Raw genomic sequence first — 26105 nt, forward strand, 5'->3', positions numbered from 1 at the left:
CGGCCCTTTGGCCGGTCACGTCATCATTTCCTTGGTCGCAGTCAGGGTCAGCTCGGGATAGTCCCGCACGACCCGGTCGATATCCCATTGCAGACGCGTCAGGTAGACGATGTCACCGTCATGATCATGCGCGATGTGCTGTTTGTTGGCGTTGACGAATTTGTCCACCGCCAGCTTGTCACCACTGACCCAGCGGGCGGATGTGAACTGAGACGCCTCAAACCGTACGGGCAGGCCGTATTCCATCTCGATCCGGCTGGCTAGCACTTCGAATTGCAGCGCGCCGACGACGCCGACGATAAAGCCCGACCCGATCGACGGTTTGAACACCTTGGCCGCGCCTTCTTCGGCGAATTGCATGAGGGCTTTCTCGAGATGTTTGGCCTTCATCGGGTCGCCCGGACGGACGGTTTGTAGCAGTTCCGGTGCGAAGGACGGGATGCCGGTGACGCGGATTGCTTCGCCCTCGGTCAGCGTGTCGCCGATTCGCAGTTGGCCGTGGTTAGGGATGCCGATGATGTCACCGGCCCAGGCTTCCTCGGCCAGTTCCCGGTCGGACGCCAGAAATAGTACTGGGTTTGAGATTGCCATGGGTTTCTTGGACCGCACATGGGTCAGCTTCATGCCGCGCTTGAAATGGCCGCTCGCCATCCGCACAAATGCCACCCGGTCGCGGTGCTTGGGGTCCATATTGGCCTGCACCTTGAAGACAAACCCAGCCACTTTCTTTTCATCCGGCGCAATCTGACGTGGCTCGGCGGATTGCACCTGCGGCTGTGGGCCATAGGCGCCGATGCCCTCCATCAGTTCTTTGACACCAAACGAGTTGATCGCCGAGCCGAACCAGATCGGGGTCATATGCCCCTCCAGCACCGCCTGAGGGTCCAGCGCGGGCAGCAATTCACGCGCCATCTCAACCTCTTCCAGCAGTTTCTCCAGCAGATGTTCGGGGACGTGTTCCGCCAGCTTTGGGTCGTCCAGACCGTCGATCTGAATGCTTTCGGCCACCTTGTTGCGGTCGGCGCGGTCCATCAGTTCCAGCCGGTCGCGCAGCATGTCATAGCAGCCGATGAAATCGCGCCCCACGCCAATCGGCCACGCGGCGGGCGTGACGTCGATGGCCAGCATTTCCTGAATCTCGTCAATGATCTCGAATGTATCGCGGCTTTCGCGGTCCATCTTGTTACAGAAGGTCAGGATCGGCAGATCGCGCAGGCGGCAAACCTCGAACAGTTTCTGCGTCTGGCTCTCAACACCTTTCGCGCCGTCGATCACCATCACGGCAGCATCCACGGCGGTCAGAGTGCGATAGGTATCTTCGGAGAAATCGCTGTGGCCGGGCGTATCCACCAGATTGAACCGGAAATTCCCATAGTCGAACGACATGGCCGAGGCGGAAACCGAGATACCACGATCCTTCTCCATCTGCATGAAGTCCGAGCGCGTGCGCCGCGCTTCGCCCTTGGCGCGTACCTGACCAGCCATCTGGATGGCGCCCCCGTACAACAGGAACTTTTCCGTCAGCGTCGTCTTACCCGCATCGGGGTGCGAGATGATCGCGAAAGTCCGACGACGGGCGATCTCGGGTGGAAGGGTGGGTTGGTTCGAGGTATCAAGCATGACCGCGCGTATAGGCGGGGAAACCCGCCGAGGCAAGACAAAGGGGGTGGTTCGAATCGAGTACCTATGGCAATAGGAACATATAGTGAACAAATAATGGAGAGTATCAATGAATTTGAACGAAATCGCCGCCGAACTGGTCGCAGGCTGCCGCGAGGACCGCGCCAAGGAAAATCTTGAAAAGCTCTATGCTGAAGATGCCGTCTCGGTCGAGGCGCAGGATTTCATGGATATGGGTCGCGAAACCCATGGCCGGGATGCAATCCGCGGCAAGCATGAATGGTGGGAAGGCGCGCATGAGGTCTCGGGCGCATCGGTGAGTGATCCGATGCCACATGGTGAGGACCGCTTTGCCGTGATCTTTGAAGTGCAAGGCAAGGTGAAGGAAACTGGCGAAGTCTTTGATATGAAAGAAGTTGGTGTCTATCACGTCGCAAATGGCAAGATCGTTCGGGAAGAGTTCTTTTACTGATCTCTAACGACTGGTTTTCCCCATCGGGCCAGTGCTAGACATGTGGGCAACAACAGATGGGGAGGATCAAATGGATCTGGGTATCAAAGGAAAACGCGCGCTGGTCTGTGCCAGCAGCAAGGGTTTGGGTCTGGGCTGTGCCGAAGCTTTGGCCGAGGCCGGTGTCAATCTGGTCATGAACGCCCGCGGAGCCGAGGCGCTTGAGGCCGAGGCCGCGCGCTTGCGGGACACCTATGGCGTTGATGTTCAGACGGTGGCCTGCGACGTGACCTCGATCGAGGGGCAGGCGCAGGTGACCGACGCCGCACAGGGTGTTGATATCCTTGTGACAAATGCGGGTGGGCCGCCTCCGGGCATGTGGTCGGATTGGGAGCGTGAGGATTTCATCAAGGCCCTCGACGCCAACATGCTGACGCCGATTGCCTTCATGAAGGTACTGCTGCCGGGAATGATGGACAAGGGTTGGGGTCGTGTGGTGAATATCACCTCGCAATCGGTGCGCGCACCGATCGCTGTGCTGGGGCTGTCGAACGCGGCGCGGACTGGGTTGACCGGCTACGTCGCGGGAACCGCGCGGCAGGTAGCTCCGCAAGGGGTGACAATCAACAATCTGCTGCCGGGTATCCACGCCACCGACCGCGCGGAGTCCCTAGATAGTGCAGTTTCGCTGCAGAAAAACATATCGATGGAAGACGCCCGTGCCGAACGTGCCGCCACAATCCCGGCGCGCCGATATGGCACACGGCAGGAATTCGGGGCCGCATGCGCCTTTCTGTGTTCGCAACATGCGGGCTTTATCGTGGGCCAGAACATCCTCTTGGACGGCGGCGGAACTAACTTGACGATGTAGGCGATGGCGCAAAACTTTTCACTGAAAGACCAGCTGTTTAATGCAGAAAAGACCCGCTATCTGGCGGGGCTTTTTTCGGCAGCCGACCCCGCTTTCGAGGCAGAGGCGTTCGAGGAGCAGGTCATGTCCCGCCTGCTGGATCTGGAATTGAAAGAGCGCATGGCGTGGATAGCCGACTGCCTGCAACAGGCTTTCCCCGGCGCGCTGCCGGACATTGCGCCCACGCTGCTGCGAGCATTGCCGCCACCGCTGGACCCGACCAAAACGGATGATGATTTCGGCGATTTCATCTTTGCGCCTTTGGGTGATTGGGTTGTGGCCGTTGGTCTCGACCATCCCGATCTGGCGCTGGACGTGCTTGAGGAGCTGACGCAGAGATTCTCGATGGAATGGGCCATTCGCCCGTTCCTGAACACCCATCAAAACAAGGTGTTGGAGCGGATGCGGGCTTGGTGCGCGCATGACAGCTATCACGTACGGCGTCTGGTCAGCGAAGGCACCCGCCCGCGTTTGCCATGGGGGCAGGCGGTGGGCCTGGAACTGACCGACCCGTTGCCTTTGTTGGATCGGCTGCACAGCGATCCGACGCGATATGTGACGCGGTCTGTGGCGAACCATCTAAACGACGTCACTAAGAAAGACCCCGATCTGGTGCTGGACCGTCTGCAGCAATGGCGCGAGGGCGGGCAGGACGCAGATGAGTTGCGCTGGATGACCAGTCACACCCTGCGTGGATTGGTGAAAGCGGGACATCCCGGCGCGATGAAGATGCTGGGCTACGATCCTGACGCGGCGATTTCGGCCTATATTCAGGTGCAAGGCGATGCCCGGATCGGGGGTGCGCTGAATTTCGATGTGGCGCTCAGTGGTGCCGGAGACCAGCCCATTCTCGTGGATTATATCATTCACTTTCAACGCCCTGGCGGTAAAACCTCGGCCAAGGTGCACAAGTTGAAACAGACCGCGCTGCGGGATGGTGCGCTGACGCTAAGCAAGACCCACAAGCTCAAGGGCAATGCGACCACGTTCAAACTGGTGCCAGGCCCACACCGGCTGGAGGTTCAGGTGAACGGGCAGGTGCGCGCTGCCGTGGATTTCTACCTGCTCGGGTAACGCTTTTGTAAAATCGCACATGTGCGGATTGCGCCACGGCCCTTGCTGCATTAGCTGATCCCCTACCAGACACAAGGGATACCTTCGATGAAGCATGAATCGGTGCAGAACTATTACGGTGACGTCCTTCAAAGTAGCGCGGATTTGCAGACCAATGCCTGCTGCACGCCCGATGACATGCCGGATCATGTAAAGAAAATTCTCTCAAAAATTCATGATGATGTGCTGACGCGTTACTATGGCTGCGGTCTAATTGCACCGCTGGATCTGGAAGGGATGAGCATCCTTGATCTGGGCTGTGGTGCCGGGCGCGACGTCTATGCGCTGTCGGCGATGGTCGGCGAAAATGGCCGCGTGGTCGGCGTGGACATGACGCCCGAACAGTTGGATGTGGCCCGCGCTCATCAAGAATACCACGCGCAGGCGCTCGGCCATGGTGCGTCAAATGTGGAATTCCACCACGGCTATATCGAAAAGCTGGACGAGCTGGACCTTGAGCCCGGTTCCTTCGACATCATCGTTTCGAACTGCGTGATCAATCTGGCCACCGATAAAGAGGCCGTTCTGCGCGGCGCGCACCGTCTGCTGAAAGATGGCGGCGAGATGTATTTCTCGGACGTCTATGCTGACCGCCGCATCCCCGCCGCAATGGCCGAGGATGAGGTTTTGTATGGGGAGTGCCTGTCGGGCGCGCTTTACTGGAATGATTTCCTGTCGATCTCGCGCAAGGCCGGGTTTGCCGATCCACGCCGAGTGACGCATCGCCCGCTGACCATCGAAAACCCGGTGCTGGAAGAGCGCGTTGCGCCCTTGAGCTTCCTGTCGGCCACGTATCGTCTGTTCAAACTTCCCGAGCTGGAACCAGCTTGCGAGGATTACGGCCAAGCGGTGATCTACAAAGGCACGATCCCCCATGCGCCGCATCTGTTCGAGCTGGACGACCATCACGCGATTGAGGCGGGCAAGGTTTTTCCGGTCTGTGGCAACACCTGGATGATGCTGAAAGACACGCGATTTGCGCGCCATTTCGAGTTTATTGGCGATTTCTCAACCCATTACGGCATTTTCGAAGGCTGCGGTGGCGAAAGTCCGTTCGAAGCCACGGGTACAAGCACTGGTGAGGCCGCCTCGGGCGGTTGCTGCTGATCGCTTGCGCCTGACGGGCGGGGTTGCTATCCCCGCCTAAGCCCGATGGAAATGATCGGGAAAGGCTACGGGGTCCTTCGGTGAAAGTGAATTCTACTCCTCCACGTCTGGAAATCCGCAATCTGGTCGCCCGGTACGAAGGGCGTGTGGTGGTGGATGACGTGTCGCTAAGTGTTCAGGCGGGGCAGGTGACGTGTCTGCTAGGGCCGTCTGGCTGCGGCAAGTCGACCACGCTGCGTATGATCGCCGGGGTCGAGATGCAGGAGTCCGGCCAGATTTATGTGGATGGCAAGCTGATCTGCGACACGGTGTTTCGTGTCCCGCCCGAGCGGCGAGAGATTGGGCTAATGTTTCAGGACTTTGCCCTGTTTCCCCATCTAAGCGTGGCCGACAACGTGGCTTTTGGTCTGAAGGGCCACAAGGACGAAAAACGCGCGCGGGTCGAGGAGCTGCTGACGAAGGTTGATCTGATGCGCTTCGTCGACAGCTATCCGCATCATCTGTCGGGCGGCGAACAACAGCGGGTCGCACTGGCGCGGGCTTTGGCGCCGCGTCCCCGGATCATGTTGATGGACGAACCGTTCTCGGGGTTGGATAACCGTTTGCGCGACGGTATCCGGGATGAGACGCTGGCGATCCTCAAAGAAGAAGACGCCGCCGTGGTTCTGGTCACGCATGAGCCCGAAGAGGCGATGCGCATGGCCGATGAGATTGCCCTGATGCGGCGTGGTAAGATCGTGCAGCAGGGCGCGCCCTATAATGTATATACCCGGCCTGCGGACAAAGCGGCGGTGGCATTCTTTAGTGATGTCAATGTGTTGAGGGCGCAAGTTAATGGGGCCCTGGCGGAAACCCCATTCGGGCAGTTTCTTGCGCCGGGCGTACCTGACGGCACGGACGTTGAGATCGTCTTCCGACCGCAGCATGTCAAACTGGATTTCGACCGTAACGGCAAAGGGCCGCTGCCCACGCCGACCGATGGCGTGGCCGCGCGTGGCGTTGTCCAGCGGGCGCGCTTTCTGGGTAATGAAAGCCTGGTCGAATTTCGCATGGACTATGACGGTTCAATCCTGAAAGCCACTGTGCCGAACGTCTTTGTTCCGCAGCCGGGGCGTGTCATGTGGCTGACCATTCGCCGCGACCGTTGCTTTGTTTTCCCCGAATAATTCCTGACGTGGCAATTTAGACCCAGCTGATGCGTGAAAGCCGCAGTTTGCGTGTGCGCGTCGCTTGCCGAGGCGCGGGGCCGGGTCTATCAAGGGAAAAACGCAGGGATGGATGGGGCATATGCGTATTCTTCTAACCAATGATGATGGCATCAATGCACCGGGTCTCATCGCTCTTGAGGCGATTGCCGCCGAGCTTGCCGGGCCGGACGGAGAGATTTGGGTCGTTGCGCCCGCGTTCGAGCAATCCGGCGTCGGACATTGCATCAGTTACACGCACCCGATGATGGTCGCTAAACTGGGTGAACGCCGATACGCCGCCGAGGGCTCGCCCGCTGATTGCGTGCTGGCTGGTTTGCATGACGTGATGAAGGATGCGCCGCCTGATCTGGTGTTGTCAGGGGTAAACCGGGGCAACAACTCGGCTGAAAACACGCTGTATTCCGGGACGATCGGTGGCGCGATGGAGGCCGCTTTGCAGGGTGTCCCTGCGATTGCCTTGTCGCAATACTTTGGCCCGCGCAATTTGGGGCTGGATGACCCATTCGAGGCCGCAACGCGGTTTGGGGCCGATCTGGTGCGCAAAATCTTGGATGCGACGCCAGCCGAGCAGGGCGATTATCGTCTGTTCTACAGCGTAAATTTCCCGCCCGTTCCCGCCGACGAGGTTCTGGGCACTCGCGTGGCGGCCCAAGGATATCGCCGTGACACACATTTCTCTGTCGAGCCGCACAGCTCGCCATCGGGGCGGCGGTTCTTGTGGATCAAGGGCGGGTATCAGCACAACCCGACCGCGCCGGGGACGGATGCGGCAGTCAATCTGGCGGGTTATATTTCGGTCACACCGATGCGGGCGGATTTGACAGCGCATGACACGCTTGAGGCACTAAAGACAATCGAATGACCGGGTTGAGTGCAGAAACAAAGATGCAGTTCCTTTTTGCCCTGCGCTCTCGCGGGGTGACGGATGCGCGCGTATTGGCAGCGATGGAGCAGATTGATCGCGGCAAGTTCGTCAAGGGTTTGTTCGCGGACCGAGCGTATGAGGACACGCCGCTGCCGATTGCTTGTGGCCAGACGATCAGTCAGCCTTCGGTCGTGGGACTTATGACTCAGGCGCTGGATGTGCGACCTCGGGATACGGTGCTCGAAATTGGGACCGGGTCCGGATATCAGGCGGCTGTCCTGTCTAAACTGGCACGCCGGGTCTACACGGTCGAGCGACATAAGCGGCTGGTGCGCGAAACCGGCGACCTGTTCCGCGAGTTGGGCCTGACCAATGTGACAGCGATGCTGACCGATGGATCATTCGGTTTGCCTGAACAGGCTCCGTTTGATCGTATCATTGTGACTGCGGCGGCCGAGGACCCGCCAGGGCCGCTCTTGGCGCAGCTCAAAATCGGCGGTATCATGGTTTTGCCGGTCGGGCAGTCGGATACGGTTCAAACATTGATCCGGGTTCGGCGAACGGAAACCGGCCTGGACTATGATGAATTATTGCCCGTTCGGTTTGTTCCCCTGCTTGAGGGATTGGGCAAAGACGAGGCGTAGAGGCTTTTTGAAAACCCACCGGAACCCCGATCAACAGGGGCAGGTGATGAGGACAGAAAAAAGATGAGAGCAGTTTCCAAATCAGCGATGATGCGCTGCGCGACCGGAATGGTTGCGCTGGCCGTATTAGCCGGGTGCGAAGGCCCGCTTGACTATGATCTTCGCGGTCAGATCGGAGGGTTTTCCACCACGGATGCGGCCCAGACGGCCACCACGAACCGCCCGCCGCCGGATGCGCGCGGCGTGATTACCTATCCGACTTATCAAGTTGCCGTTGCGCGCCGGGGTGACAAGGTCAGTGACATCGCAGCGCGGGTGGGTTTGCCCGAAGCAGAGCTGGCCACGTTCAACGGCCTCAAACCCACTGATACGTTGCGGGACGGTGAAGTAATCGCTCTGCCGCGCACGGTCAGTTCGGCAAGCTCGGTCGATATTGCGACAATCGCAGGGACCGCCATCGATGAGGCACCAGCGGATGGTTCGGTCCGCACGTCGACCTTGGCGCCTGCGCAGCCCACCGCGACACCAGCACCTCCTGCTGCGCCGTCAGGACCCGAACCCATCAGGCACAAGGTGAAACGCGGCGAGACTGCGTTCACGATCTCGCGCCTTTATGACGTGCCAGTGGACGCGCTGGCGGATTGGAATGGTCTGGATTCCGACTTTACGGTTCGGGAAGGTCAGTTCCTGTTGATCCCGATCAAGACGCAGTCCGCGCCGCAACAGGCCGCTGTGCCAGCAACCAATGTCACGCAGCCGGGGCAAGGATCACCCACTCCAACGCCGCCAAGTGCGACTCAGCCTTTGCCAGACGAACAGGTCGCTGCACCGGTTCCTGCGCCGGATGTAACGGCTGAGGCACCGACCAATCAGCGCAACTCGGCGCTGGGTTTGCCGGTGACCGGGACAATCATTCGTACCTATAAGAAAGGTCAGAACGAAGGCATCGATATCGCTGCTGCACCGGGCGCCGCCGTTAAGGCCGCCGAGGCCGGAACCGTGGCTGCAATCACCGCGGATGCCGATCAGGTGCCGATCATCGTGGTCAAGCACAACAATGACCTTCTCACCGTGTATGCAAATGTCGAAGGCATAACAGTCAAAAAGGGCGATCGGGTGCGGCGAGGCGAGAGAATTGCAGCCCTAAGGGATGGTGACAATGCCTATGTCCATTTCGAGGTTCGCAAAGGGTTCGAAGCGGTCGATCCAGAGCCGTTTTTGAAATAGAAAATGGCCCGGTCCGAGCCATGCTTCTGGCAGGGATATTCTCTGCCAGATGAAGGACGGATCAGGTTTGCGGATCGAAGTCTCTGAGGCGTTTTCCGGGCTCATCTGTGAACAGTTCGGGCAGGGGGCGGATGGCTTCGATCAGGTCAATGCGGAAGACGCGGAAGCTGTCTCGCAGCTCACACCATGCGGTGAGTGTCCAGACGCGGCCCCAGTATTCCATATGAAGCGGGCGGATCGTGCGCTCGGTCAGCACGCCGTCGATGCGGCGGTAGTTGAGGTGCAGTTTCTGGCGTGATTTGATGGCGGCGCGGATCGGGGCCATATGCGCCAACCCACGCGCAGCATCGGCAAAGGGGTAGACGGCGAATTTCCAGGTATCTGCTTCGGCGACGACTTGCGTCGGCAGCACGGCGTCGATCTTGTCGGCCAGCGTCTCAGCGGCGGCTTTCAGCTCGGGGTCGGCGGCTTGGGCCACGATGGCCATGCCGAGGTTCAGCGCCTCAAGCTCGGCTGGGGTTAGGTTTACCGGGGGCAGGGTGATCTGTTCGCGCACCATGTAGCCGACGCCGCGCTCGCCCTCGACCGGGACGCCTGAAGCGACCAGCGTGTCCATGTCGCGATAGATCGTGCGGACCGACACCTCGAGGCGGTCCGCGATGTCCTGCGCGCGGTGCAGTTTGCCATCGCGCAGGATTTGAATGATGTCAAACAGGCGATCCGTGCGGCGCATGTCACGCCGTCCGGACCGCGTTTAAGCGGTCATGTTCCATAGCACTTTCTCGTGACGCATCTGGATGCTGTCGGGTTTGATCGCCGTCATCAAGGCAGCGGCGAAGTCTTGTTGTGGGAACTGCGCGGCGGCATTCTGTGCGGCTTTCATGTCAGTCCAGACGACGTAGTCGGTCCAGCGGCCATCCTCGCCTTGGCTCAGCTGTCGATGCGCAAAGCCGGGGGCCGCGCGCACGAAGGCTTCGGTGGATTGGCTGAGCTTCACGAACGCCTCGGGCGTGGTGCTGTCTGCGAGGGAAAAGGTGACGATTTCGGCAACATGGGTCATTTCAATCTCCGTTGACCAGGTTTCGATGATCTCTTCCTAGTCACATGCAACTGACATAAACCTGTCAGTAGAAGAAATCCAGCGCCCAAAAAACGCGTGAACGGAGCGAATTCGAACGCGGATTTGATCTGGCGCACTGTTGTCCACGGCTCGTCAGGCGTAGACACATGGCCAAACAACATTCCCGACGCGTGGCGTCGATGTAGAAGGAGACAAGACATGCTTAACAATATCGGCCTTCCCGGCCTGCTGCTGATCGCCGTTGTGGTTCTGGTTCTGTTTGGCCGCGGCAAAATCAGCTCGCTGATGGGCGAAGTGGGCAAAGGCATCACCTCGTTCAAGAAGGGCGTCAAAGAGGGCGCGGATGAGCTGGAACAGGACGCGTCCGAGATGGCCAAGGACGTTACCCCCGAGACCGACAAAGACAAGGCCTAAGCGCAGATGTTTGATCTGGGCTGGACCGAGCTTCTGGTCATCGGCGTTGTTGCCCTGATCGTTGTGGGGCCAAAGGACCTGCCGGTGCTGTTCCGCAATGTGGGGCGGTTTGTCGGCAAGGCTCGCGGCATGGCGCGCGAGTTTTCCAGCGCCATGAACGAGGCTGCTGACCAGGCGGGCGTCAATGACATCAAGAAGGGTCTGAACGCGGCCACCAACCCTGTCGGCAGCGCCATGGACGGCGTGAAAGAGGCCGCGCAGGATCTGGCCAAGAGCATGGACCCAACCAAGTTCGACTCCGACAGCGAAACCGGCAAACTGGCAGCCGAACGCGCCGAGCAGGCCAAGAAGATTCAAGCCTCGACCGCGCGCGCTGCCGCCGAGCGCAAGGCGAAAGAGGCCGCTGACGCCCTGGCCAAAGCCGAAGAAGCCGAGGCCGCGTTGAAAACCGAAAGCAAATCATGACCAAGACCGACGAGATCGAGGACAGCTCGGCCCCATTGATCGAGCATCTGGCAGAACTGCGTACGCGGCTTATCCACTGCGTCGTGGCGTTTCTGATCGGGATGATCATCTGCTTTACAGTGGCCACCCCGCTGTTCAACTTTCTGACGCAACCGTTGTGTGACGTTCTGGCCGAACGCGGGCAGGATTGCGGGCTGATCTTCATCTCGCCGCAGGAAGGGTTCTTTGTCGCCATCAAGGTCTCGCTGCTGGGTGGGTTCATTCTGGCCTTTCCCTATATTGGGATGCAGATGTGGCGGTTCGTGGCTCCGGGATTGTATAAGTCTGAAAAGAACGCGTTCCTGCCGTTCATGCTGGCCTCGCCCTTCATGTTCCTATTGGGGGCCAGCTTTGCCTTTTATGTGGTTACTCCGCTGGCGTATGACTTCTTCCTTGGCTTCCAACAATTCGGCGCTGAAGGGGAGGCCGTGACGGATGGCGTAACCGCCGCACCGCTGAGCGTGGTCTTTCAGGGCTCAGCACAGGAATATCTGAACCTGACGATCAAGTTCATCGTAGCCTTTGGTCTGTGTTTCCAGCTACCGGTTCTGCTGACGCTGATGGGCAAGGCGGGGCTGGTAACGGCTGAAGGTTTGGGCTCGGTTCGCAAATACGCGGTGGTCGCTATTCTGGTGCTTGCCGCGCTGGTAACACCGCCCGATGTGATTACTCAGGTGATCCTGTTCGTGGTGGTCTACGGACTGTACGAAATCTCAATCTTCCTCGTGGCCCGTGTCGAGAAAAAGCGCGAAGAACAGCTGCGCGCTGACGGCTACTATGACGACGAAGAAGAGGCGGATGCCGAAATCGTCGACGAAGAAAGCAAGTAAACCGGCTTAACCCGGATCAGGCGCGCCCATTCGTGGCGCGCCTTTTTTATGCGCGGGTCTTGCCGCTTGCATCTGATCATGGTTTGAACCCCAAAACAGCCGGAGGCCCTGATGGATGACCAAGCCCTGAACCGCATTGCTGATGCCTTGGAGCGAATGGCTCCAGCCCCCTTGGCAGCCCCTGATTTCGGCGCGGCCCCGGCTTTTGTCTGGCATGTGGACCCTGACCGGCTGGAACCAGTAACCAAGGTGAACCGGGTCGATTTGGACCTGCTGGTGGGCATCAACCGCTCGCGCGACACGCTTCTGGACAACACACGGCGCTTTGCGGCTGGGTACAAGGCAAACAATGCGTTGCTCTGGGGTGCGCGGGGTATGGGTAAGTCCAGCCTTGTCAAAGCGGTCCACGGGAGCCTGCAAGATGAATACCCCGATCTGAAACTGGTCGAACTTCAGCGCGAGGACATGGGCTCGGTCGCGCGTCTGCTAAACCATCTGCGGGCCGCGCCGCATCGGTTCATCCTGTTCTGCGATGATCTTTCGTTCAGCCATGATGACCAACACTACAAATCGCTCAAGGCGGTGCTGGACGGCGGTATCGAAGGTCGCCCGGAAAATGTGGTGTTCTACGCCACCTCGAACCGCCGACACCTGATGCCGCGGGACATGATCGAAAACGAACGCTCCAGCGCCATCAACCCGTCCGAGGCGGTCGAGGAAAAAGTCTCACTCTCCGACCGCTTCGGCCTTTGGCTGGGCTTCCACCCCTGCGATCAGGACGAATACCTCGCCATGATCAACCGCTACTGCGCCGCCTATGGCGTCAACGTCGCCCCCGACACCCTGCGCGCAGAAGCCATCGAATGGCAGGCCACACGCGGCGCTCGTTCTGGCCGTGTAGCGTGGCAATTCTTCGTCGATCTGGCCGGGCGCACCGGCGCGCATATAGGCTGATCCGCCCGCTTCATCTGGCTAAAAATATCCCCGCCGGAGGCATGGCCCGCAAGGGCCATTCCCTTATAGAGACGCCAAAATCCGGGCCGCCTCATCCGCAGGGCTCGTCAAAGCATCACGGTCCTCGCCGGGATGAAACCGCGCGCGCACGGCCGTTGGCATGGGCGCAGGTTCCACAATCGACACACGTGGCCCTGTGCGCTCGGTCTCGGCCGCCCAACTGCGGGCCAAAGCCATCTGAGCGCCCTTGGTCGCGCCATAGATGCCATAGAACTTGTCGCCCGCTTTGGGGTCGTCAAAGAACACGGCATGACCGCTCTCGCCCAGCAACGGAGCGATATAGGGAATCAAAACCGAAGTCGCCGTGGCATTCACATTGACGGCCTTTGCCCATTCCTTCGGGTCGATAAAGTGCGCAGGCGTCAGAGCCGAGCTGTGAACAGCCGTGTGCAGCCACAGATCCACCTTGCCCCAACGATCATGAATACCCCGGCACAGCGTCGCCATGGCGTTCGGGTCGGCGATGTCCATGGGGGCCAGCGTGGCCGCGCCACCTTTGGCCTGAATACGGTCATCCAGCTCTTCCAGCCCACCGGTGGTACGGGCGACAGCGACAATGTGGTACTCGGGGGCCAGCGCCTCGGCCAGAGCAGCGCCCAAGCCCCGTGACGCCCCAGTGATTAGGGCAATTTTGGTCTGATCGGTCATGACAGCGGTTTGAACCCCCGCAGGCAGGGCGTCAAGTCGGTTTAGCTGCCGGGAATGGCGATGCGCCGGGTCTGGCCGCTTTGTCGCAGCATCACGCCATCCGGATCAATTGCCACCACAGTGCCCGAGGATACGCGGCTGCCGGGCTTGACCTCTTTCACTCGTCCCGACGACAATCGCATGAGCGCGCGCAAATCCGATTTCGGGCCAAAGACCCCAAGGAGGGATACAGAGTTCTTTTTAAGCGCGCTTTTTTGCGTGGCCGCGCTTTTGACGGTGGCGTTCGACATAAATTCCGGCCGGGCCGCAGCGGCCCGATCCCTTGTTGTGAGTGCTTGGTAGGCGGGGCCTTAACAAAGCCAACCAGTAAGAAAAACCCCCTTGGGGGATCACGAAAACGACAGCGAATGTGCCCGTGGAGAAGCCCTTGAGCTTACGTTTTCTTCGCCGCAGAGTTGTGGGCGAAAACCCACCGATCCAGTATGCACGGGCAAAAAGAAAGCCCGCATCACTTCAGTGACGCGGGCCTTCGTCATTGCCGATTCGGTATATAAACTAACCCGAGGCCAGTTTTGCGGCGTTCCACGATCCGCCGGGTACCTGCATATCCTCGCGTTTTTTGCTGACGCGGCTGCTGTTTTCCAGCGTGTCCAGGTAATCCCCACTGACGCTGCCAGTGATGTAATTTCCGTCGAAACACGAACAGTCAAAAGCCTCGATCTCGGGGTTTCCTTCCTTGGCCGCCCAGATCAGATCGTCGAGGTTTTGATAAAACAATGCATCCGCGCCCAGTTCCTGCCGGATTTCTTCAATATCCTTGCCATTAGCGACCAGCTCATGCTTGGTGGGCATGTCGATGCCATAGACATTGGGATATTTCACAGGCGGCGAGGCGCTGGCGATATAGACTTTCTTCGCTCCGGCCTCGCGGCACATCTGCACGATTTTCTTGATCGTGTTGCCGCGCACAATGGAATCGTCGATCAGCAGCACGTTGTGACCTTTGAACTCCAACGGAACCGCGTTCAGCTTGCGGCGCACAGATTTTTGACGCTCTTCCTGACCGGGCATGATGAAGGTCCGGCCCACATAGCGGTTCTTTACCAAACCCTCGCGGTATGGGATGCCAGTTGCCTTGGCGACCTCCAGCGCGACGGGACGGGCGCTGTCCGGCACAGGAATAATGCGGTCGATATCCAGACCGGCGGCCTCGATCTGTCGGGCCAGTGTTTGACCCATGCGCATTTGGGTTTTGTAAACCGAAACCCCATCCAGCAGCGAATCCGGACGCGCCAGATAAACATACTCGAAAATGCAGGGCGTCAGTTGCCCATCAACCGCCTGGAATGTGTGCATGTTGCCGTCCAGATCGATCAAGATCGCCTCGCCGGGTTTCACATCGCGTAGTTTGTCAAAGCCGTTGATGCCAAAGGCCACATCCTCAGAGGCAAAGGCATAGTCGTCACCCTTTCCATCCACATCACGCTTGGCGACCGAAAGCGGTCGGATGCCATAGGGATCACGGAAGGCCAGCATTCCGACGCCTGCGACAAGACAGATCACCGAATAGGCGCCCTGTACCCGCTCCATTGTCATCTTGACGCCGGCAAACAGGTTGCGGATCGGTTCTGCATTGCCGTTAACCTTGATCGCATCGGCGACCTTGTCGGCCAGCACGTTCAGCAGGATCTCGGAATCCGAAGTGGTGCGCAGGTGGCGGCTGTATTTAGCGGTCACCTTTTCGCGCTGTTCGGCGGTGTTGGTGATGTTGCCGTTATGGACCAGATAGATGCCGTAGGGCGCATTGACGAAAAAAGGCTGTGCCTCGGCCGCGCTGAGCGAGCCTGCGGTCGGATAGCGTACATGGCCCATGCCAACTTTGCCCAGCAAGGTTTCTGCGTCCTTGGCGTTGAACACGTCTTTGACCAGACCGTTGGCCTTTTTCTCTCGGAAGAACTCTCCGGTATATGTGACGATCCCCGAGGCGTCTTGCCCCCGGTGCTGCAGCATCAGCAGCCCGTCATAGATTTCCGCAAAGACATCATGTGTCCTGCTTGCGATCCCCAAAATCCCACACATGTACGGGCTCCAATTTTCTATGACGATTTGAGAGGTTTCGGTGACTGGTGGTGCTGGATGGCAGTATCTGAGGACTCGATCGCCTGACAGGCGTTGAATGCGCGCGCTTTGTCCTTTGCAGGGGCGGGCACGTGAGAAAACAGATACAGCAAGATCGGCAGCTCCGATTCCATGTCAGTTCGGCTCTCACATAATGCCTTACGGTGCCTGTGTCATCAAAGGATCACAATTGCGATTTGACGCAGGTGGTTTTTGCGGGAATTGCGCTTCAAACAGTGACAGGTCAGGCCGCATGTGCTGTCATTTCTGTGATTACCAATTTTCTGTTTTGATACCATTCGGACGGACCTACCCATGTGGCAACACAAACAAGGACAAAAAAAAGAAACACAGCCAAAACGCAGATGTCACCGATGCCGTGGCATGGGTCGGTCTCCCTGTCCGATTTGCAACGGCGCGGGCGAAGTTGTCAAAAGCCGAGACATTCACGGAAAACCAATCTTTACACGGTGTACCGGGTGTTTTGGGCTCAAAAACATCAAATGCACGGTCTGTGCGGGTGAAGGGTTCACCTGAGCAATACAGTCTTGCCCAAAAAAAAGCCCGGTCCATGCCGGGCTTTTCGCTTATTCTGTGGTTGCCGGGGCGGCTTCGGGTGTGACCTCGCCGCCTTCTGTGCAGCTTGCCACCAACTCCTCGTATTGGCGTGTCACCCAACCGAGCGCTGCTTCGGGGTTCTGTTCTTCGATCTGACCGCTGAACTGTTCAAACACCTTGGCCGAGCGGCTTTCATCGACGATCGTATATGACTGACCTGTCATGACGGTATCGTAGACAAAGAATGCGATTGCGACCAGCAGGATGCCGCGCGCGATCCCGAAGAAGAAGCCAAGTGCTTGATCCAAACCACCCAGGGCTGAGCGTTGCACAAGCGACGAAAATAGAGGGGTGAAGATGCTGACCACGATCAGCGCCACCGCAAAGACCGCCGCAAAACCGGTGATAACAGACAATTCACAACTGTCTTGCAAGAAATCTCCGACGACCGGAACCTCTTTCACCAATGGCACCGCTTGAGGTGCAAAAATAAAGGCCAGTACCGCGGCTGCGACCCATCCCGCAATTGCCAGAATCTCACGCAACAAACCGCGGGAATAGGCCAGAAGGCCCGACACCACGATGATCAGGGCAACCACCCCGTCAATAATTGTAAAACCTTCCATGGCCCTCGCCTGTAATTTTTTCAGCCTCTTAAGGCGTTACCTTAACCTGCTCCGAAGGTTTCGCCAACAAACCCTACCAAATCAGAGGGGCGGGTGAGTGTCAGACCTGCCACAGTGCCAGTTTTGCCACCTGCCGGAGCTATGGCTGATGTGAAACCAAGTTTCTGGGCTTCTTTCAACCTATTTTCGGTTTGTGCAGCTGGTCTTAGAGCACCTGACAGAGAGATTTCCCCGAATACAACGGTGTCTGAAGGCAGAGCTGTATCCTCGCGCGCGCTCAGCAAAGCGGCGGCAACGGCAAGGTCTGCTGCCGGCTCGCTAATTTTTAATCCGCCTGCAACGTTTAGATATACGTCCAACCCAGTGAAGGGGACGCCACAGCGGGCTTCAAGCACCGCCAGTATCATAGCAAGTCTACCGCTGTCCCACCCGACGACCGTGCGACGCGGTTGCGAATGTGGTGATGGCGCGACAAGTGCTTGTAATTCAACCAAAACCGGGCGCGTTCCTTCGATTCCGGCAAATACCGCCGAGCCAGGGCTGGGTGTTCCGCGCTCGGACAAAAACAGGGCAGAGGGGTTCGTGACCTGGGCCAGTCCTTTACCCGTCATTTCGAAAACGCCGATCTCGTCCGCAGGACCAAAACGGTTCTTCACCGCACGCAGGATACGGAACTGATGGCCACGTTCCCCTTCAAAATAGAGCACAGTGTCAACCATGTGTTCGACGACACGGGGGCCTGCGATCTGACCCTCTTTGGTTACATGGCCGACCATGATGATCGAAATGCCATGTCGTTTCGCAAACGTGGTCAATTCATGCGCTGCTGCCCTTACTTGTGACACCGATCCGGGGGCGCTGTCGACATTGTCCGCCCACATGGTCTGAATCGAGTCGATAATGGCAAGGCCGGGTTTTTCCGCTTCAAGCGTGGTAAGGATGTTGCGCAGGTTTGTTTCTGCCGCGAGTTGCACCGGCGCGTCCTCCAGTCCCAGACGGCGGGCGCGCATCCGCACCTGGGCGCTGGCTTCCTCGCCCGAGACATAGATGGTCTTGACGCCAGCACGAGCAAACCGTGCGGCGGCTTGCAACAGAAGGGTGGATTTGCCGATGCCCGGATCTCCGCCCACCAGCAGGGCCGAGGCGGGGACAAGGCCACCGCCCAGCACGCGATCCAGTTCCTCGACCCCACACATTGTGCGAGGCGGAGGGGTTTCCTCGGTCGACAGGTCCGTGAGTGCGATGGTCTGGCCCCGCTTGCCGCCGAGGGATTTCTTGGCCGGGCCAGCCGAAAGGGGGGCTTCTTGTATGATCGTGTTCCACTCGCCGCAGCCGTCACAGCGGCCGGACCAGCGGGAATGCGTGGCACCACAGGCCGAGCATGAAAAAGTCGTCTTTGCCATGCGGCCCTTGGTGCCCGAGGTGGGGCGGTTCTTCAAGCCCTTGCGGGCTTTCATTTCCGCCGGTGGCGCGCCACGTCCTCAAGCCCTGCGGGCCATCGTCCGCGGCGGGCGCCTGTGGCGCCTATTCAGCGGCGCGAGGGGGCGACATCGCGATGACACTGGATTCGGTGGACTTGTGCTCGTCCGACTGCGATTGCAGTTGCGTGGACAACTCAGGCAACAGGTCGAACAATTCGTCACGCAGGCGGGCGAGTTGCGATTTGGCGATCGATTCCTCGATCTCGACATCGCGGGTCCATTGCCGCAGTTCTTGCTGAATGGTTTGCGCGTCACCGATGCGCTGCTGGAATTGCTCGATCTCTTCTTGGCGCTGCTGGAGGAACGTACGTGCCCGCGCCACGCGTTCGTCGCTGTAGGTGACGGCGAGTTCGTGGCTGATCTGGCTCATTTGCGCGGCCAGTTCGAGGATTTCCGGCTCCAGCGATTGGAGGTCGGGATGTTGGCGCAGAAAGGCAATACGCTCTTTGACCGCGTCGAATTCAGACGACATCATGAATGTGTCACCTCGGTCTGCAGCATGGGCCATTTGGTAGGCGTAGGTGATGTCATGCATGTTCATCGCGAACTTGCGATGCGCATTCTCAAGCGCCATCATTCGACCGTTTGCGGGCAGATAGAAGGCCAGCATGAGAATCAGTGCGGTCAATCCGATCTGGATAAACATGCCCGCATCTATAGCCGGTGTGGTGCCGAATCCGGCTTGCATGGACAGCCAGGGCAGGACCCCAAATGCCGATAAGGCGGTGGTCGTCACGGCCGCAAGCGCAGCCGCGCAGATTACGATAAAGGTCAGTCTTAAAAAGGCATTCTGAAATTGCAATGTTATGTTTTGGAGGGCGGCCATGGTTGTCGATCTCCTTCTAGAACCGGAACACACCGGAGCCGAAGCGGAGTAGACTTAACGTACAGACAGAGATCCGCCACGGACCCGAAAACTACTATTTGTTGCTGCTCGAAATATTAAGATGATACTTGGGTAAATGTTTTCAATCAATTAGCTTTAAGCTTTTCGTGAGGCGGATGTCATCTCTGTAATATGTCCCAATGCCAGCGAGGCCAGAATGCAGCCCGTGAACAGGTAAAGACCCCATGCGGTTTCGATGGTCGCGTAAGAGATGCCCTTGGCCAGCGTGATGTAGAGCGCGATCAGGAAAATATCGGCCATGGCCAGCTTGCCGAGGATGTTGAGCGCGGGCTGGACGCGCGGGTCCAGCAGGTTCCATTGGATCAGTGCGGTGCCGATGGTTTTGACGTAAGGCGCGAAGAGCGCGAAGACTGTGACGACCAGTGCGAGGAAGATATCGGATTTCCAGAGCGATTGCAGGCCGGTGATGACACTGATTTCGCTTAGGCCGAAGATCGGCAGGAGGCCCGCGCGCATCAGCGGGGCGAACCATGCGATGGGGTAGAGGATCAGGAGCGAGAGGGTGGCGAGGCGGAGGGTCATTGCATTGGTAAATCCGGTTCTTGTTGCCAACATCTATGGGCCGACAAATCCAGTCGCAAGTTTTTCATTGAGGTCGCAATTGCCCATGTTTAAGTGCTTTGGGGTTTAGTCATTCTTCTTGGAGTTGCAGTGCCTGATCCTGTGATAAAAATCGTATACGGTCCGTCTGCACTGAGCAAAGGTGTCTCTAATGCGTCGACAGGGGGACCAGGCGCTCTTCTGTCCGCCGGTAGTTCGGCTGCTGACAGATTGCCCTTCGACCGGGAGCAGCTTTTTAGAGTGCTGCATTTCCGGTTGTACGAAACCAACGGTGCTAGACAAAGGGCCAATTGGTTTGGAGGACGGATTTACAACAAGTTTTCTGGCGAAGATCCTATATATATACCAGTTTCGGGAACGCATTTGACGCAAACACTGGATGCAATCCGAATTCAGGCTTCGGACTTTGTAGTTGCTAGTGGGCACTACTTGCTGAGATATGACTACGCTAAACGGGCTTATTACCAATTGAAAAGCGAACGGCAGCGGGAAGGCGATTAACGCACCGCCTCAATCGGCCCCTCAGCACTGCCACTGATGAACTGCTCGACATAGGGATCACCCGACGCATCCATCTGCTCAACAGGGCCAGTCCACTGTATGACGCCTCCGTGCAGCATCGCCACATTATCGGCAATGGCGCGGACGGAACTCATATCGTGGGTGATGGTCATGGCCGTTGCGCCCATCTCGGTCACGATCTCGCGGATCAGGTCGTTGATAACGCCGGACATGATCGGGTCCAGCCCGGTGGTGGGCTCGTCAAAGAAAATGATCTCGGGCTCGGCAGCGATGGCACGGGCAAGGCCCACGCGTTTTTGCATCCCGCCCGACAGTTCCGAAGGGAACCGGTCGGCAACGTCCGATTTCAGGCCCACACGCCTCAGTTTATCAATCGCGATCTCGCGGGCATATTCCGCGGGGCGCTTGAGCGGGCCGCGCAGCAGACGGAACGAGACGTTCTGCCAGACGGGCAGAGAGTCAAACAGAGCCGCCCCCTGAAACAGCATCCCGAACCGGGCCAAAAATGCATCGCGGTCGCCTGTTGCGGCATCCTTGCCATCCACATAGATCATGCCGCTGTCGGGTTTGATCAACCCGAGAACGCATTTCAGCGCCACAGACTTTCCGGTTCCCGAACCGCCTATGATCACCATCGACGTGCCCTTGGGGATATCGAGGTTCATGCCTTGCAGGACTCGGTTATCACCGAAGGCTTTGTGTACATTCTCCAGCCGTATCATACCGAAAAAAACACCCCTGTGAGAATGAAGTTGGCGGCCAGGATCATGATCGCCGCCGCTTCGACCGAGGATTTGGTCGCACGGCCCACGCCCTGCGCGCCGCGGCCCGAGTTCATGCCATAGTAGCAGCCCATCACGGCCGTGATGAGGCCAAACGTTGCACCCTTGACCAGCGATGAAATCACATCGTGCAATTCCAGAAAATTGACCGTGTTCTGAAGGTAAGCGGCAGAGTTGAAACCTAGGTTCTGAGTGGCAACCACATAACCACCTGCGATGCCAATCACGTCGCCCACGGCAACAAGAACTGGCACGGTCAATATGGCTGCCAGAACACGCGGTGCGGTTAAGTATTTCATCGGGTGCGTGGACAGGGTGACTAGCGCGTCGATTTGTTCAGTCACTTTCATCGTTGCGATCTCGGCCGCGATCGAAGAGGTCACGCGTGCCGCGATCATCAGACCACCAAGAACTGGTCCCAGCTCGCGTACCATGCCGATGGCCACGATCTGAGGCACCACGGCCTCGGCGTTGAAACGGGCGCCGCCAGCATAGATTTGCAGCGCCAATGCGCCGCCGGTAAAAATGGCGGTCAGGCCGACCACGGGCAGGGAAAGCCAACCGATATTCATCAGCGCAACGACAAATTCGCGTGGATAAAACGGAGGCCGGAAGACGTGCGATATCGCGTCCACTGTAAACAGTGCCACCTTTCCAAAGGTGGCAAACACAGTCAGGACGGCACGGCCTATACCGCCCAGCAGTCTCAAAGGGTTCATTCCACGTAACCTCGGGAATAGCGCGCACCGAGCGACGTGAGAATCTCGTAGCCGATAGTGCCTGCGGCCTCGGCGAGGTCGTCTACGGTCTGGTGGCCGTTGAGAATGCGCATTCGTTCTGGGTCCTCAGGCAAATCAGTGACATCCACGGTGATCAGGTCCATGGAGATACGCCCAACGACGGGGCAGGGTTGACCACCTGCGAACGCATCAATGCCGCCCCCGATCGCGCGGTGCAGACCGTCAGCATAGCCCGCTGCAACGGTCGCGATACGTGACGGACGGCGCGCGGTCCAACTGTTGCCGTAGCCAACAGTCTCGCCCTCGGCCAACTCGCGGACCTGAATGACGGGCAGGTCCACAGTCACCACAGGTTTCGCGTCGGCAAAAGGCAGACCACCGTACAGACCGACACCGGGCCGGCAGAAGTCGAAATGGAATTCCGGCCCCAAAAGTAACCCTCCGGTCGCAGCCAAGGACCGTTGGGCCGAGACTCCATCAGTCATATCGCGGAAAGTCTTGAGTTGTTGCCGGTTCATCGGGTGATCCGGCTCGTCCGAGCAAGCCAGATGCGACATGACAACAACCGGGTTCAGATCCTCAACCCGCGTTCGCAGCTCGGCCCAATCGGATGGTTCAAAGCCAAGTCGGTTCATGCCGCTGTCGAGCTGGATGCCAAATGAATGCGAGGGCAGGCTTTGTTCGTGGCGCAGAAACTGTTCGGGCGAGTTCAGCAAAGGTGTCAGGTCGTTCCCGCGCAGCAGTTCGGTATCGCCTTCCATATGCCCTGAGAAGACGCCGATCATCGGACCTGGGCCAACAGCTTCGCGGACGGCTGCGCCTTCTTCGGCGACGGCAACAAAGAACTTGCGAACACCTTCTTCGGCGAGGGTGTCCGAGACAGGACCCGCACCCAAGCCATAGGCGTCTGCCTTGACCACGGCGCCGGTCTCGACATTCGTTTTCGTATCTAGTGCGCGCCAGTTGCTGGCGAGCGCATGCAGGTTGATCGTCAGACGTGCGGTACTCATGGAACTGTTCATGACATTGGATCGCTGCAGGTCAAGGGGGTACGCACCGTTTATTGCCGGTTTGACGGGAACGTGGGCGAGGAATGGCTTGTCAGTATGGCAAACAAGGAACCTATGCGCCGAAAAAATCAGGGCTTATTGTTTTCACTGCGTCATCAACACAAGATTGGTGCGAGAATCATTTACGCTCATCCTGGGCGTCGGCAGGAGTAGAATTTGTGCAGTTTTCATCAGGTGTTACTGGCATAGAAGCCGAAATCCCCGAGTTCTTCCGGGCCGTTTTCAGCGCATCCGAAGGGTCGGATGAAGGTGAAGCGTTGAAGGCGCTGACTGTTGCACTGATCAAGACCACTGAGGCCGATGATTTGCTGTGCGTGACAGTGCATACATCCGAGCGCCTGTGCGGGTGCATTTTCTTTTCTCGCCTGACTTATGACGAAGACCCGCGCAAGGTGGTGCTGATGTCCCCGGTTGCGGTTGCTACAGATCGTCAGAAGCAAGGGATCGGACAGAAGTTGATCGCGTACGGGTTGGAACAGGTTCGCCAAGCAGGGGCCGAGGTCGCGGTGACTTATGGTGACCCGGCCTATTACGGTAAGTCGGGGTTTCAGTCGATGACACCAGAGTTCGCGCGACCGCCCCACGATCTGAGCCAGCCGCATGGGTGGCTTGGCCAATCGCTGAACACCAAGGAATTTAGGCCAATAGCCGGGCCATCGCGCTGTGTGCCAGCCTTCGATCAGCCCGGGTTGTGGTGACTGTCAGTAGCCTTCGATCTGGCCGTCCTGCTGCCAGGGTTTGACCAGGTTGCCAAAGCGAGTGAACTGCGCCTCAAACGACAGTTCGACCGTGCCGATGGGGCCGTGACGCTGCTTGCCGACAATGACTTCGGCCTTGCCATGCAGGCGGTCCATGGCCTGCTTCCACTCTTCCATCTTTTCCAGCTCATGATCGCCAGGCTTTTCACGCTCTTTGTAGTATTCCTCGCGGAACACGAACATCACAACGTCGGCGTCCTGTTCGATCGAGCCCGATTCCCGCAGGTCAGACAGTTGCGGGCGCTTGTCGTCGCGACTTTCCACCTGACGCGAGAGCTGAGACAGGGCGATCACCGGGATATTCAACTCCTTGGCGATGGCCTTCATGCCCATCGAAATTTCGGCAATTTCGTTGACGCGGTTGTCGGACATGCCCCGGCACAGCTGCAGATAGTCGATCACCAACAGATCCAGCCCATGCGTTCGCTTGAGCCGCCGCGCGCGGGCGGCAAGCTGCGAGATCGGCAGGGCAGGGGTGTCGTCGATGAACAGCGGGCAGGCTTCCAACTCCTTGGCGGCGTCCACGAACCTGCGGAACTCGGCCTCGGTCATATCGCCTTGACGGATCTTGTGGCTTGAGATTTCAGAGGCTTCGGCCAGAACCCGGCCGGCCAGTTGTTCCGCGCTCATCTCCAGAGAAAAGAACCCGACCACGCCGCCATCCACAGCCCCTTCGGACCCGTCCGATTTGGTGCCGCGCTTATACGCCTTGGCCACGTTGAACGCGACGTTGGTCGCCAATGAGGTTTTCCCCATCGACGGACGCCCGGCCAGAATGATCAGGTCCGACGGGTGCAGGCCCCCAAGCTGTTTGTCCAAATCGGCCAGACCGGTGGAAATCCCCGCCATGCCGCCACCGCGCTGATACGCTTCGTTGGTGACGTTGACGGCTTCTGTGACCGCCTTGAGGAAGGATTGAAATCCCTGTTCGGTCTGGCCCTGCTCGGATAACTGGTAAAGCTGTTGCTCGGCCTCGACGATCTGTTCCTTGGGCTCGCTGGACACATCAACCCGTGCCGCCTTGTCCGAGATGTCGCGGCCCAGCCGGATCAATTCGCGCCGGATGGCGAGGTCATAGATCATCTGGGCATAATCATGCACCGCAAACGCACTGATCGAAGCACCCGCCAGTTTGACCAGATAGGCGGGGCCCCCCAACTCCTTCAGGCCCTCATCCTCGGCCATGAAGGACTTCAGCGTCACGGGCGAGGCCAGCGCATTCTTGGCGATGCGATTGGCCGCGACCTCATAGATGCGGGCATGGACCGGATCATAGAAATGCTCGGCCCCAATGATCGAGGCCACCCGGTCATACAGATCGTTGTTCGTCAGGATGGCACCCAGAAGCTGTTGTTCAGCCTCAATGGAATGCGGCATGGTTTCGGCGTTCTGAATCTGCGCCGCTGCCTGCTCGATACTGCTTATCTCGTTCATTTTGTCCCCACTGCCCTGATGAGGTTCTACACGCGAATGGCCGTCCCAATCCATCTGGAAATCCCTGTGGTTAACTTAGGGTAAGACCTAGGGATAAGTTTCCAGACAGATAGGATATCTGAATGTGTATCGCTTATTATGTAGGAAAGGCGGGGAAAGTCACCAGATATCGTGCTAGGTGCACCGATTCTTCCGGGCTTATCCCCAAATTGCCCACAAGAGGTTTATGTGGATTTATTGGCTTCCTGCCATCCACGCGGGTCGTTCAGGAAGGCCTCGACCCCGTCAAGTGTCTCAGTGTCAAAGGCTTTCTGCGCCTTGGCCTCGGCCAGAACGTCCCACCACGTACACAGCGAATGCAGCTTCACGCCGTGGTCGCCCAGCGTCTTTTCGGTCTCGGGGAAGATGCCATAGTAGAAGATCACCGCCGTATGGCCGCAGGTTGCGCCGGTTTCGCGGATTGCATCCACAAAAGACAGCTTGGACCCGCCATCGGTGGTCAGGTCCTCGACAAGCAGCACGCGATCACCTTCGGACATTGCGCCCTCGATACGGGCGTTGCGGCCGTATCCTTTGGGCTTTTTGCGCACATAGGTCATCGGCAGGGCCATACGCTCGGCGACCATGGCGGCAAAGGGGATGCCTGCGGTTTCGCCACCGGCGATGTTGTCGAACGCCTCGAACCCGGCATCGCGCATCACGGTGACGGTCAGGAAATCCATCAGAGTCGAGCGGATACGCGGATATGAGATCAGCTTGCGGCAGTCGATATAGGTCGGGCTGGGCAGGCCCGAGGCCAGCGTGAACGGCTCGCGCGAATTAAAGTGGACGGCCTTGATCTCCAGCAGCATCCGCGCGGTCAGGCGGGCGATTTCGGTGCTGTCGGGGTACGAGCTGGGGATCATGGTGCAA

General features: G+C 58.5%; 28 protein-coding genes. 13 read left to right on the forward strand and 15 right to left on the reverse strand.

Going from position 1 to position 26105, the window contains the following annotated elements; genetic code table 11:
* Nucleotides 1–15 precede the first annotated feature (15 nt).
* Nucleotides 16–1620 carry a peptide chain release factor 3 gene (locus GOW48_RS08030; protein WP_170752788.1) on the reverse strand — a complete coding sequence of 535 codons (1605 nt, stop codon included), beginning with the start codon at nt 1618–1620 and terminating at the stop codon, nt 16–18.
* Between the two features lie 109 nt (nt 1621–1729).
* Here GOW48_RS08030 and GOW48_RS08035 point away from each other — a divergent pair, with 109 nt between their 5' ends.
* The 8 genes from GOW48_RS08035 (at nt 1730) to GOW48_RS08070 (ending at nt 9145) form a co-directional block, all read left to right on the forward strand.
* Nucleotides 1730–2092, forward strand: a complete 363-nt coding sequence (locus GOW48_RS08035; RefSeq protein WP_170752790.1) for a nuclear transport factor 2 family protein — start codon at nt 1730–1732, stop codon at nt 2090–2092.
* 70 nt (nt 2093–2162) lie between these two features.
* Nucleotides 2163–2942 (forward strand): SDR family oxidoreductase, encoded by a 780-nt coding sequence (locus GOW48_RS08040; protein WP_170752792.1) that lies wholly within the window; start codon nt 2163–2165, stop codon nt 2940–2942.
* Between the two features lie 3 nt (nt 2943–2945).
* Nucleotides 2946–4055 (forward strand): hypothetical protein, encoded by a 1110-nt coding sequence (locus GOW48_RS08045; protein WP_170752794.1) that lies wholly within the window; start codon nt 2946–2948, stop codon nt 4053–4055.
* 87 nt (nt 4056–4142) lie between these two features.
* On the forward strand, nt 4143–5201 hold the full coding sequence (locus GOW48_RS08050; RefSeq protein ID WP_170752796.1) for a methyltransferase domain-containing protein: 1059 nt from the start codon (nt 4143–4145) through the stop codon (nt 5199–5201).
* 80 nt (nt 5202–5281) lie between these two features.
* Entirely contained in the window at nt 5282–6367 is a 1086-nt protein-coding gene (locus tag GOW48_RS08055) for an ABC transporter ATP-binding protein (RefSeq protein WP_170752798.1), read from the forward strand.
* A gap of 121 nt (nt 6368–6488) precedes the next feature.
* A complete protein-coding gene (gene surE / locus GOW48_RS08060; RefSeq protein ID WP_170752800.1) occupies nt 6489–7271 on the forward strand; it encodes a 5'/3'-nucleotidase SurE in 783 nt (260 codons plus the stop codon).
* Entirely contained in the window at nt 7268–7918 is a 651-nt protein-coding gene (locus GOW48_RS08065; RefSeq protein ID WP_170752802.1) for a protein-L-isoaspartate(D-aspartate) O-methyltransferase, read from the forward strand. The genes surE and GOW48_RS08065 overlap by 4 nt, the downstream gene beginning before the upstream one ends.
* Before the next feature lie 63 nt (nt 7919–7981).
* Nucleotides 7982–9145 carry a M23 family metallopeptidase gene (locus GOW48_RS08070; protein ID WP_170752804.1) on the forward strand — a complete coding sequence of 388 codons (1164 nt, stop codon included), beginning with the start codon at nt 7982–7984 and terminating at the stop codon, nt 9143–9145.
* 61 nt (nt 9146–9206) lie between these two features.
* On the opposite strand, the gene GOW48_RS08075 is transcribed toward GOW48_RS08070, so the two are convergent.
* Together GOW48_RS08075 and GOW48_RS08080 are read right to left on the reverse strand one after the other, a co-directional pair.
* On the reverse strand, nt 9207–9878 hold the full coding sequence (locus GOW48_RS08075; RefSeq protein WP_170752806.1) for a helix-turn-helix transcriptional regulator: 672 nt from the start codon (nt 9876–9878) through the stop codon (nt 9207–9209).
* Nucleotides 9879–9899: 21 nt separating this feature from the next.
* A complete protein-coding gene (locus GOW48_RS08080) occupies nt 9900–10205 on the reverse strand; it encodes a hypothetical protein (RefSeq protein WP_170354369.1) in 306 nt (101 codons plus the stop codon).
* Nucleotides 10206–10424: 219 nt separating this feature from the next.
* On the opposite strand from GOW48_RS08080, the gene GOW48_RS08085 reads away from it, so the two are divergent.
* The 4 genes from GOW48_RS08085 to GOW48_RS08100 all read left to right on the forward strand — a co-directional run bounded on the left by GOW48_RS08085 (nt 10425) and on the right by GOW48_RS08100 (nt 12928).
* Complete coding sequence (locus tag GOW48_RS08085) at nt 10425–10640, forward strand: twin-arginine translocase TatA/TatE family subunit (RefSeq protein ID WP_170354368.1); 216 nt, start codon at nt 10425–10427, stop codon at nt 10638–10640.
* 6 nt (nt 10641–10646) lie between these two features.
* Nucleotides 10647–11105: a Sec-independent protein translocase protein TatB gene (tatB, locus tag GOW48_RS08090; protein ID WP_170752808.1), complete on the forward strand. Its 459-nt coding sequence runs from the start codon at nt 10647–10649 to the stop codon at nt 11103–11105.
* Nucleotides 11102–11974, forward strand: coding sequence for a twin-arginine translocase subunit TatC (gene tatC / locus GOW48_RS08095; RefSeq protein ID WP_170752810.1), 873 nt, complete (start codon nt 11102–11104; stop codon nt 11972–11974). The genes tatB and tatC overlap by 4 nt, the downstream gene beginning before the upstream one ends.
* Before the next feature lie 111 nt (nt 11975–12085).
* Nucleotides 12086–12928 (forward strand): ATP-binding protein, encoded by an 843-nt coding sequence (locus GOW48_RS08100; RefSeq protein ID WP_170752812.1) that lies wholly within the window; start codon nt 12086–12088, stop codon nt 12926–12928.
* Nucleotides 12929–12991: 63 nt separating this feature from the next.
* Here the strand turns inward: GOW48_RS08100 and GOW48_RS08105 are convergent, their stop codons facing one another.
* The 10 genes from GOW48_RS08105 to alr form a co-directional block, all read right to left on the reverse strand.
* Nucleotides 12992–13636 carry an SDR family NAD(P)-dependent oxidoreductase gene (locus tag GOW48_RS08105; protein ID WP_170354364.1) on the reverse strand — a complete coding sequence of 215 codons (645 nt, stop codon included), beginning with the start codon at nt 13634–13636 and terminating at the stop codon, nt 12992–12994.
* A gap of 41 nt (nt 13637–13677) precedes the next feature.
* Nucleotides 13678–13926, reverse strand: a complete 249-nt coding sequence (locus tag GOW48_RS08110; protein WP_170752815.1) for a hypothetical protein — start codon at nt 13924–13926, stop codon at nt 13678–13680.
* A gap of 265 nt (nt 13927–14191) precedes the next feature.
* Nucleotides 14192–15715: an amidophosphoribosyltransferase gene (purF, locus tag GOW48_RS08115; RefSeq protein ID WP_170354362.1), complete on the reverse strand. Its 1524-nt coding sequence runs from the start codon at nt 15713–15715 to the stop codon at nt 14192–14194.
* A gap of 626 nt (nt 15716–16341) precedes the next feature.
* On the reverse strand, nt 16342–16938 hold the full coding sequence (locus tag GOW48_RS08120) for a CvpA family protein (protein WP_170752817.1): 597 nt from the start codon (nt 16936–16938) through the stop codon (nt 16342–16344).
* A 41-nt stretch (nt 16939–16979) separates the two neighbouring features.
* The gene (gene radA / locus GOW48_RS08125; protein WP_170753005.1) at nt 16980–18341 is read right to left on the reverse strand and encodes a DNA repair protein RadA; all 1362 of its coding nucleotides are present in this window, start codon (nt 18339–18341) and stop codon (nt 16980–16982) included.
* Between the two features lie 121 nt (nt 18342–18462).
* A complete protein-coding gene (locus GOW48_RS08130; RefSeq protein WP_170752818.1) occupies nt 18463–19245 on the reverse strand; it encodes a DNA repair protein in 783 nt (260 codons plus the stop codon).
* A gap of 156 nt (nt 19246–19401) precedes the next feature.
* Nucleotides 19402–19848, reverse strand: a complete 447-nt coding sequence (locus GOW48_RS08135) for a paraquat-inducible protein A (RefSeq protein ID WP_170752820.1) — start codon at nt 19846–19848, stop codon at nt 19402–19404.
* A 536-nt stretch (nt 19849–20384) separates the two neighbouring features.
* Complete coding sequence (locus GOW48_RS08140) at nt 20385–21131, reverse strand: ABC transporter ATP-binding protein (protein WP_170724251.1); 747 nt, start codon at nt 21129–21131, stop codon at nt 20385–20387.
* On the reverse strand, nt 21128–21910 hold the full coding sequence (locus GOW48_RS08145) for an MlaE family ABC transporter permease (RefSeq protein WP_170354356.1): 783 nt from the start codon (nt 21908–21910) through the stop codon (nt 21128–21130). Before GOW48_RS08145 ends, GOW48_RS08140 begins: the two co-directional genes overlap by 4 nt.
* Complete coding sequence (gene alr, locus GOW48_RS08150; protein WP_170354355.1) at nt 21907–22941, reverse strand: alanine racemase; 1035 nt, start codon at nt 22939–22941, stop codon at nt 21907–21909. Before alr ends, GOW48_RS08145 begins: the two co-directional genes overlap by 4 nt.
* Nucleotides 22942–23159: 218 nt before the next feature.
* Between alr and GOW48_RS08155 the strand changes: the two genes are divergently transcribed.
* Complete coding sequence (locus GOW48_RS08155) at nt 23160–23699, forward strand: GNAT family N-acetyltransferase (RefSeq protein ID WP_170752822.1); 540 nt, start codon at nt 23160–23162, stop codon at nt 23697–23699.
* Nucleotides 23700–23702: 3 nt separating this feature from the next.
* Here the strand turns inward: GOW48_RS08155 and GOW48_RS08160 are convergent, their stop codons facing one another.
* Both GOW48_RS08160 and GOW48_RS08165 read right to left on the reverse strand, forming a co-directional pair.
* Entirely contained in the window at nt 23703–25193 is a 1491-nt protein-coding gene (locus tag GOW48_RS08160; protein ID WP_170354353.1) for a replicative DNA helicase, read from the reverse strand.
* 224 nt (nt 25194–25417) lie between these two features.
* A complete protein-coding gene (locus tag GOW48_RS08165) occupies nt 25418–26098 on the reverse strand; it encodes an orotate phosphoribosyltransferase (RefSeq protein ID WP_170752824.1) in 681 nt (226 codons plus the stop codon).
* Between the last annotated feature and the right edge of the window lie 7 nt (nt 26099–26105).

Source organism: Ruegeria lacuscaerulensis (assembly GCF_013033355.1).
Taxonomy (GTDB): domain Bacteria; phylum Pseudomonadota; class Alphaproteobacteria; order Rhodobacterales; family Rhodobacteraceae; genus Ruegeria; species Ruegeria lacuscaerulensis_A.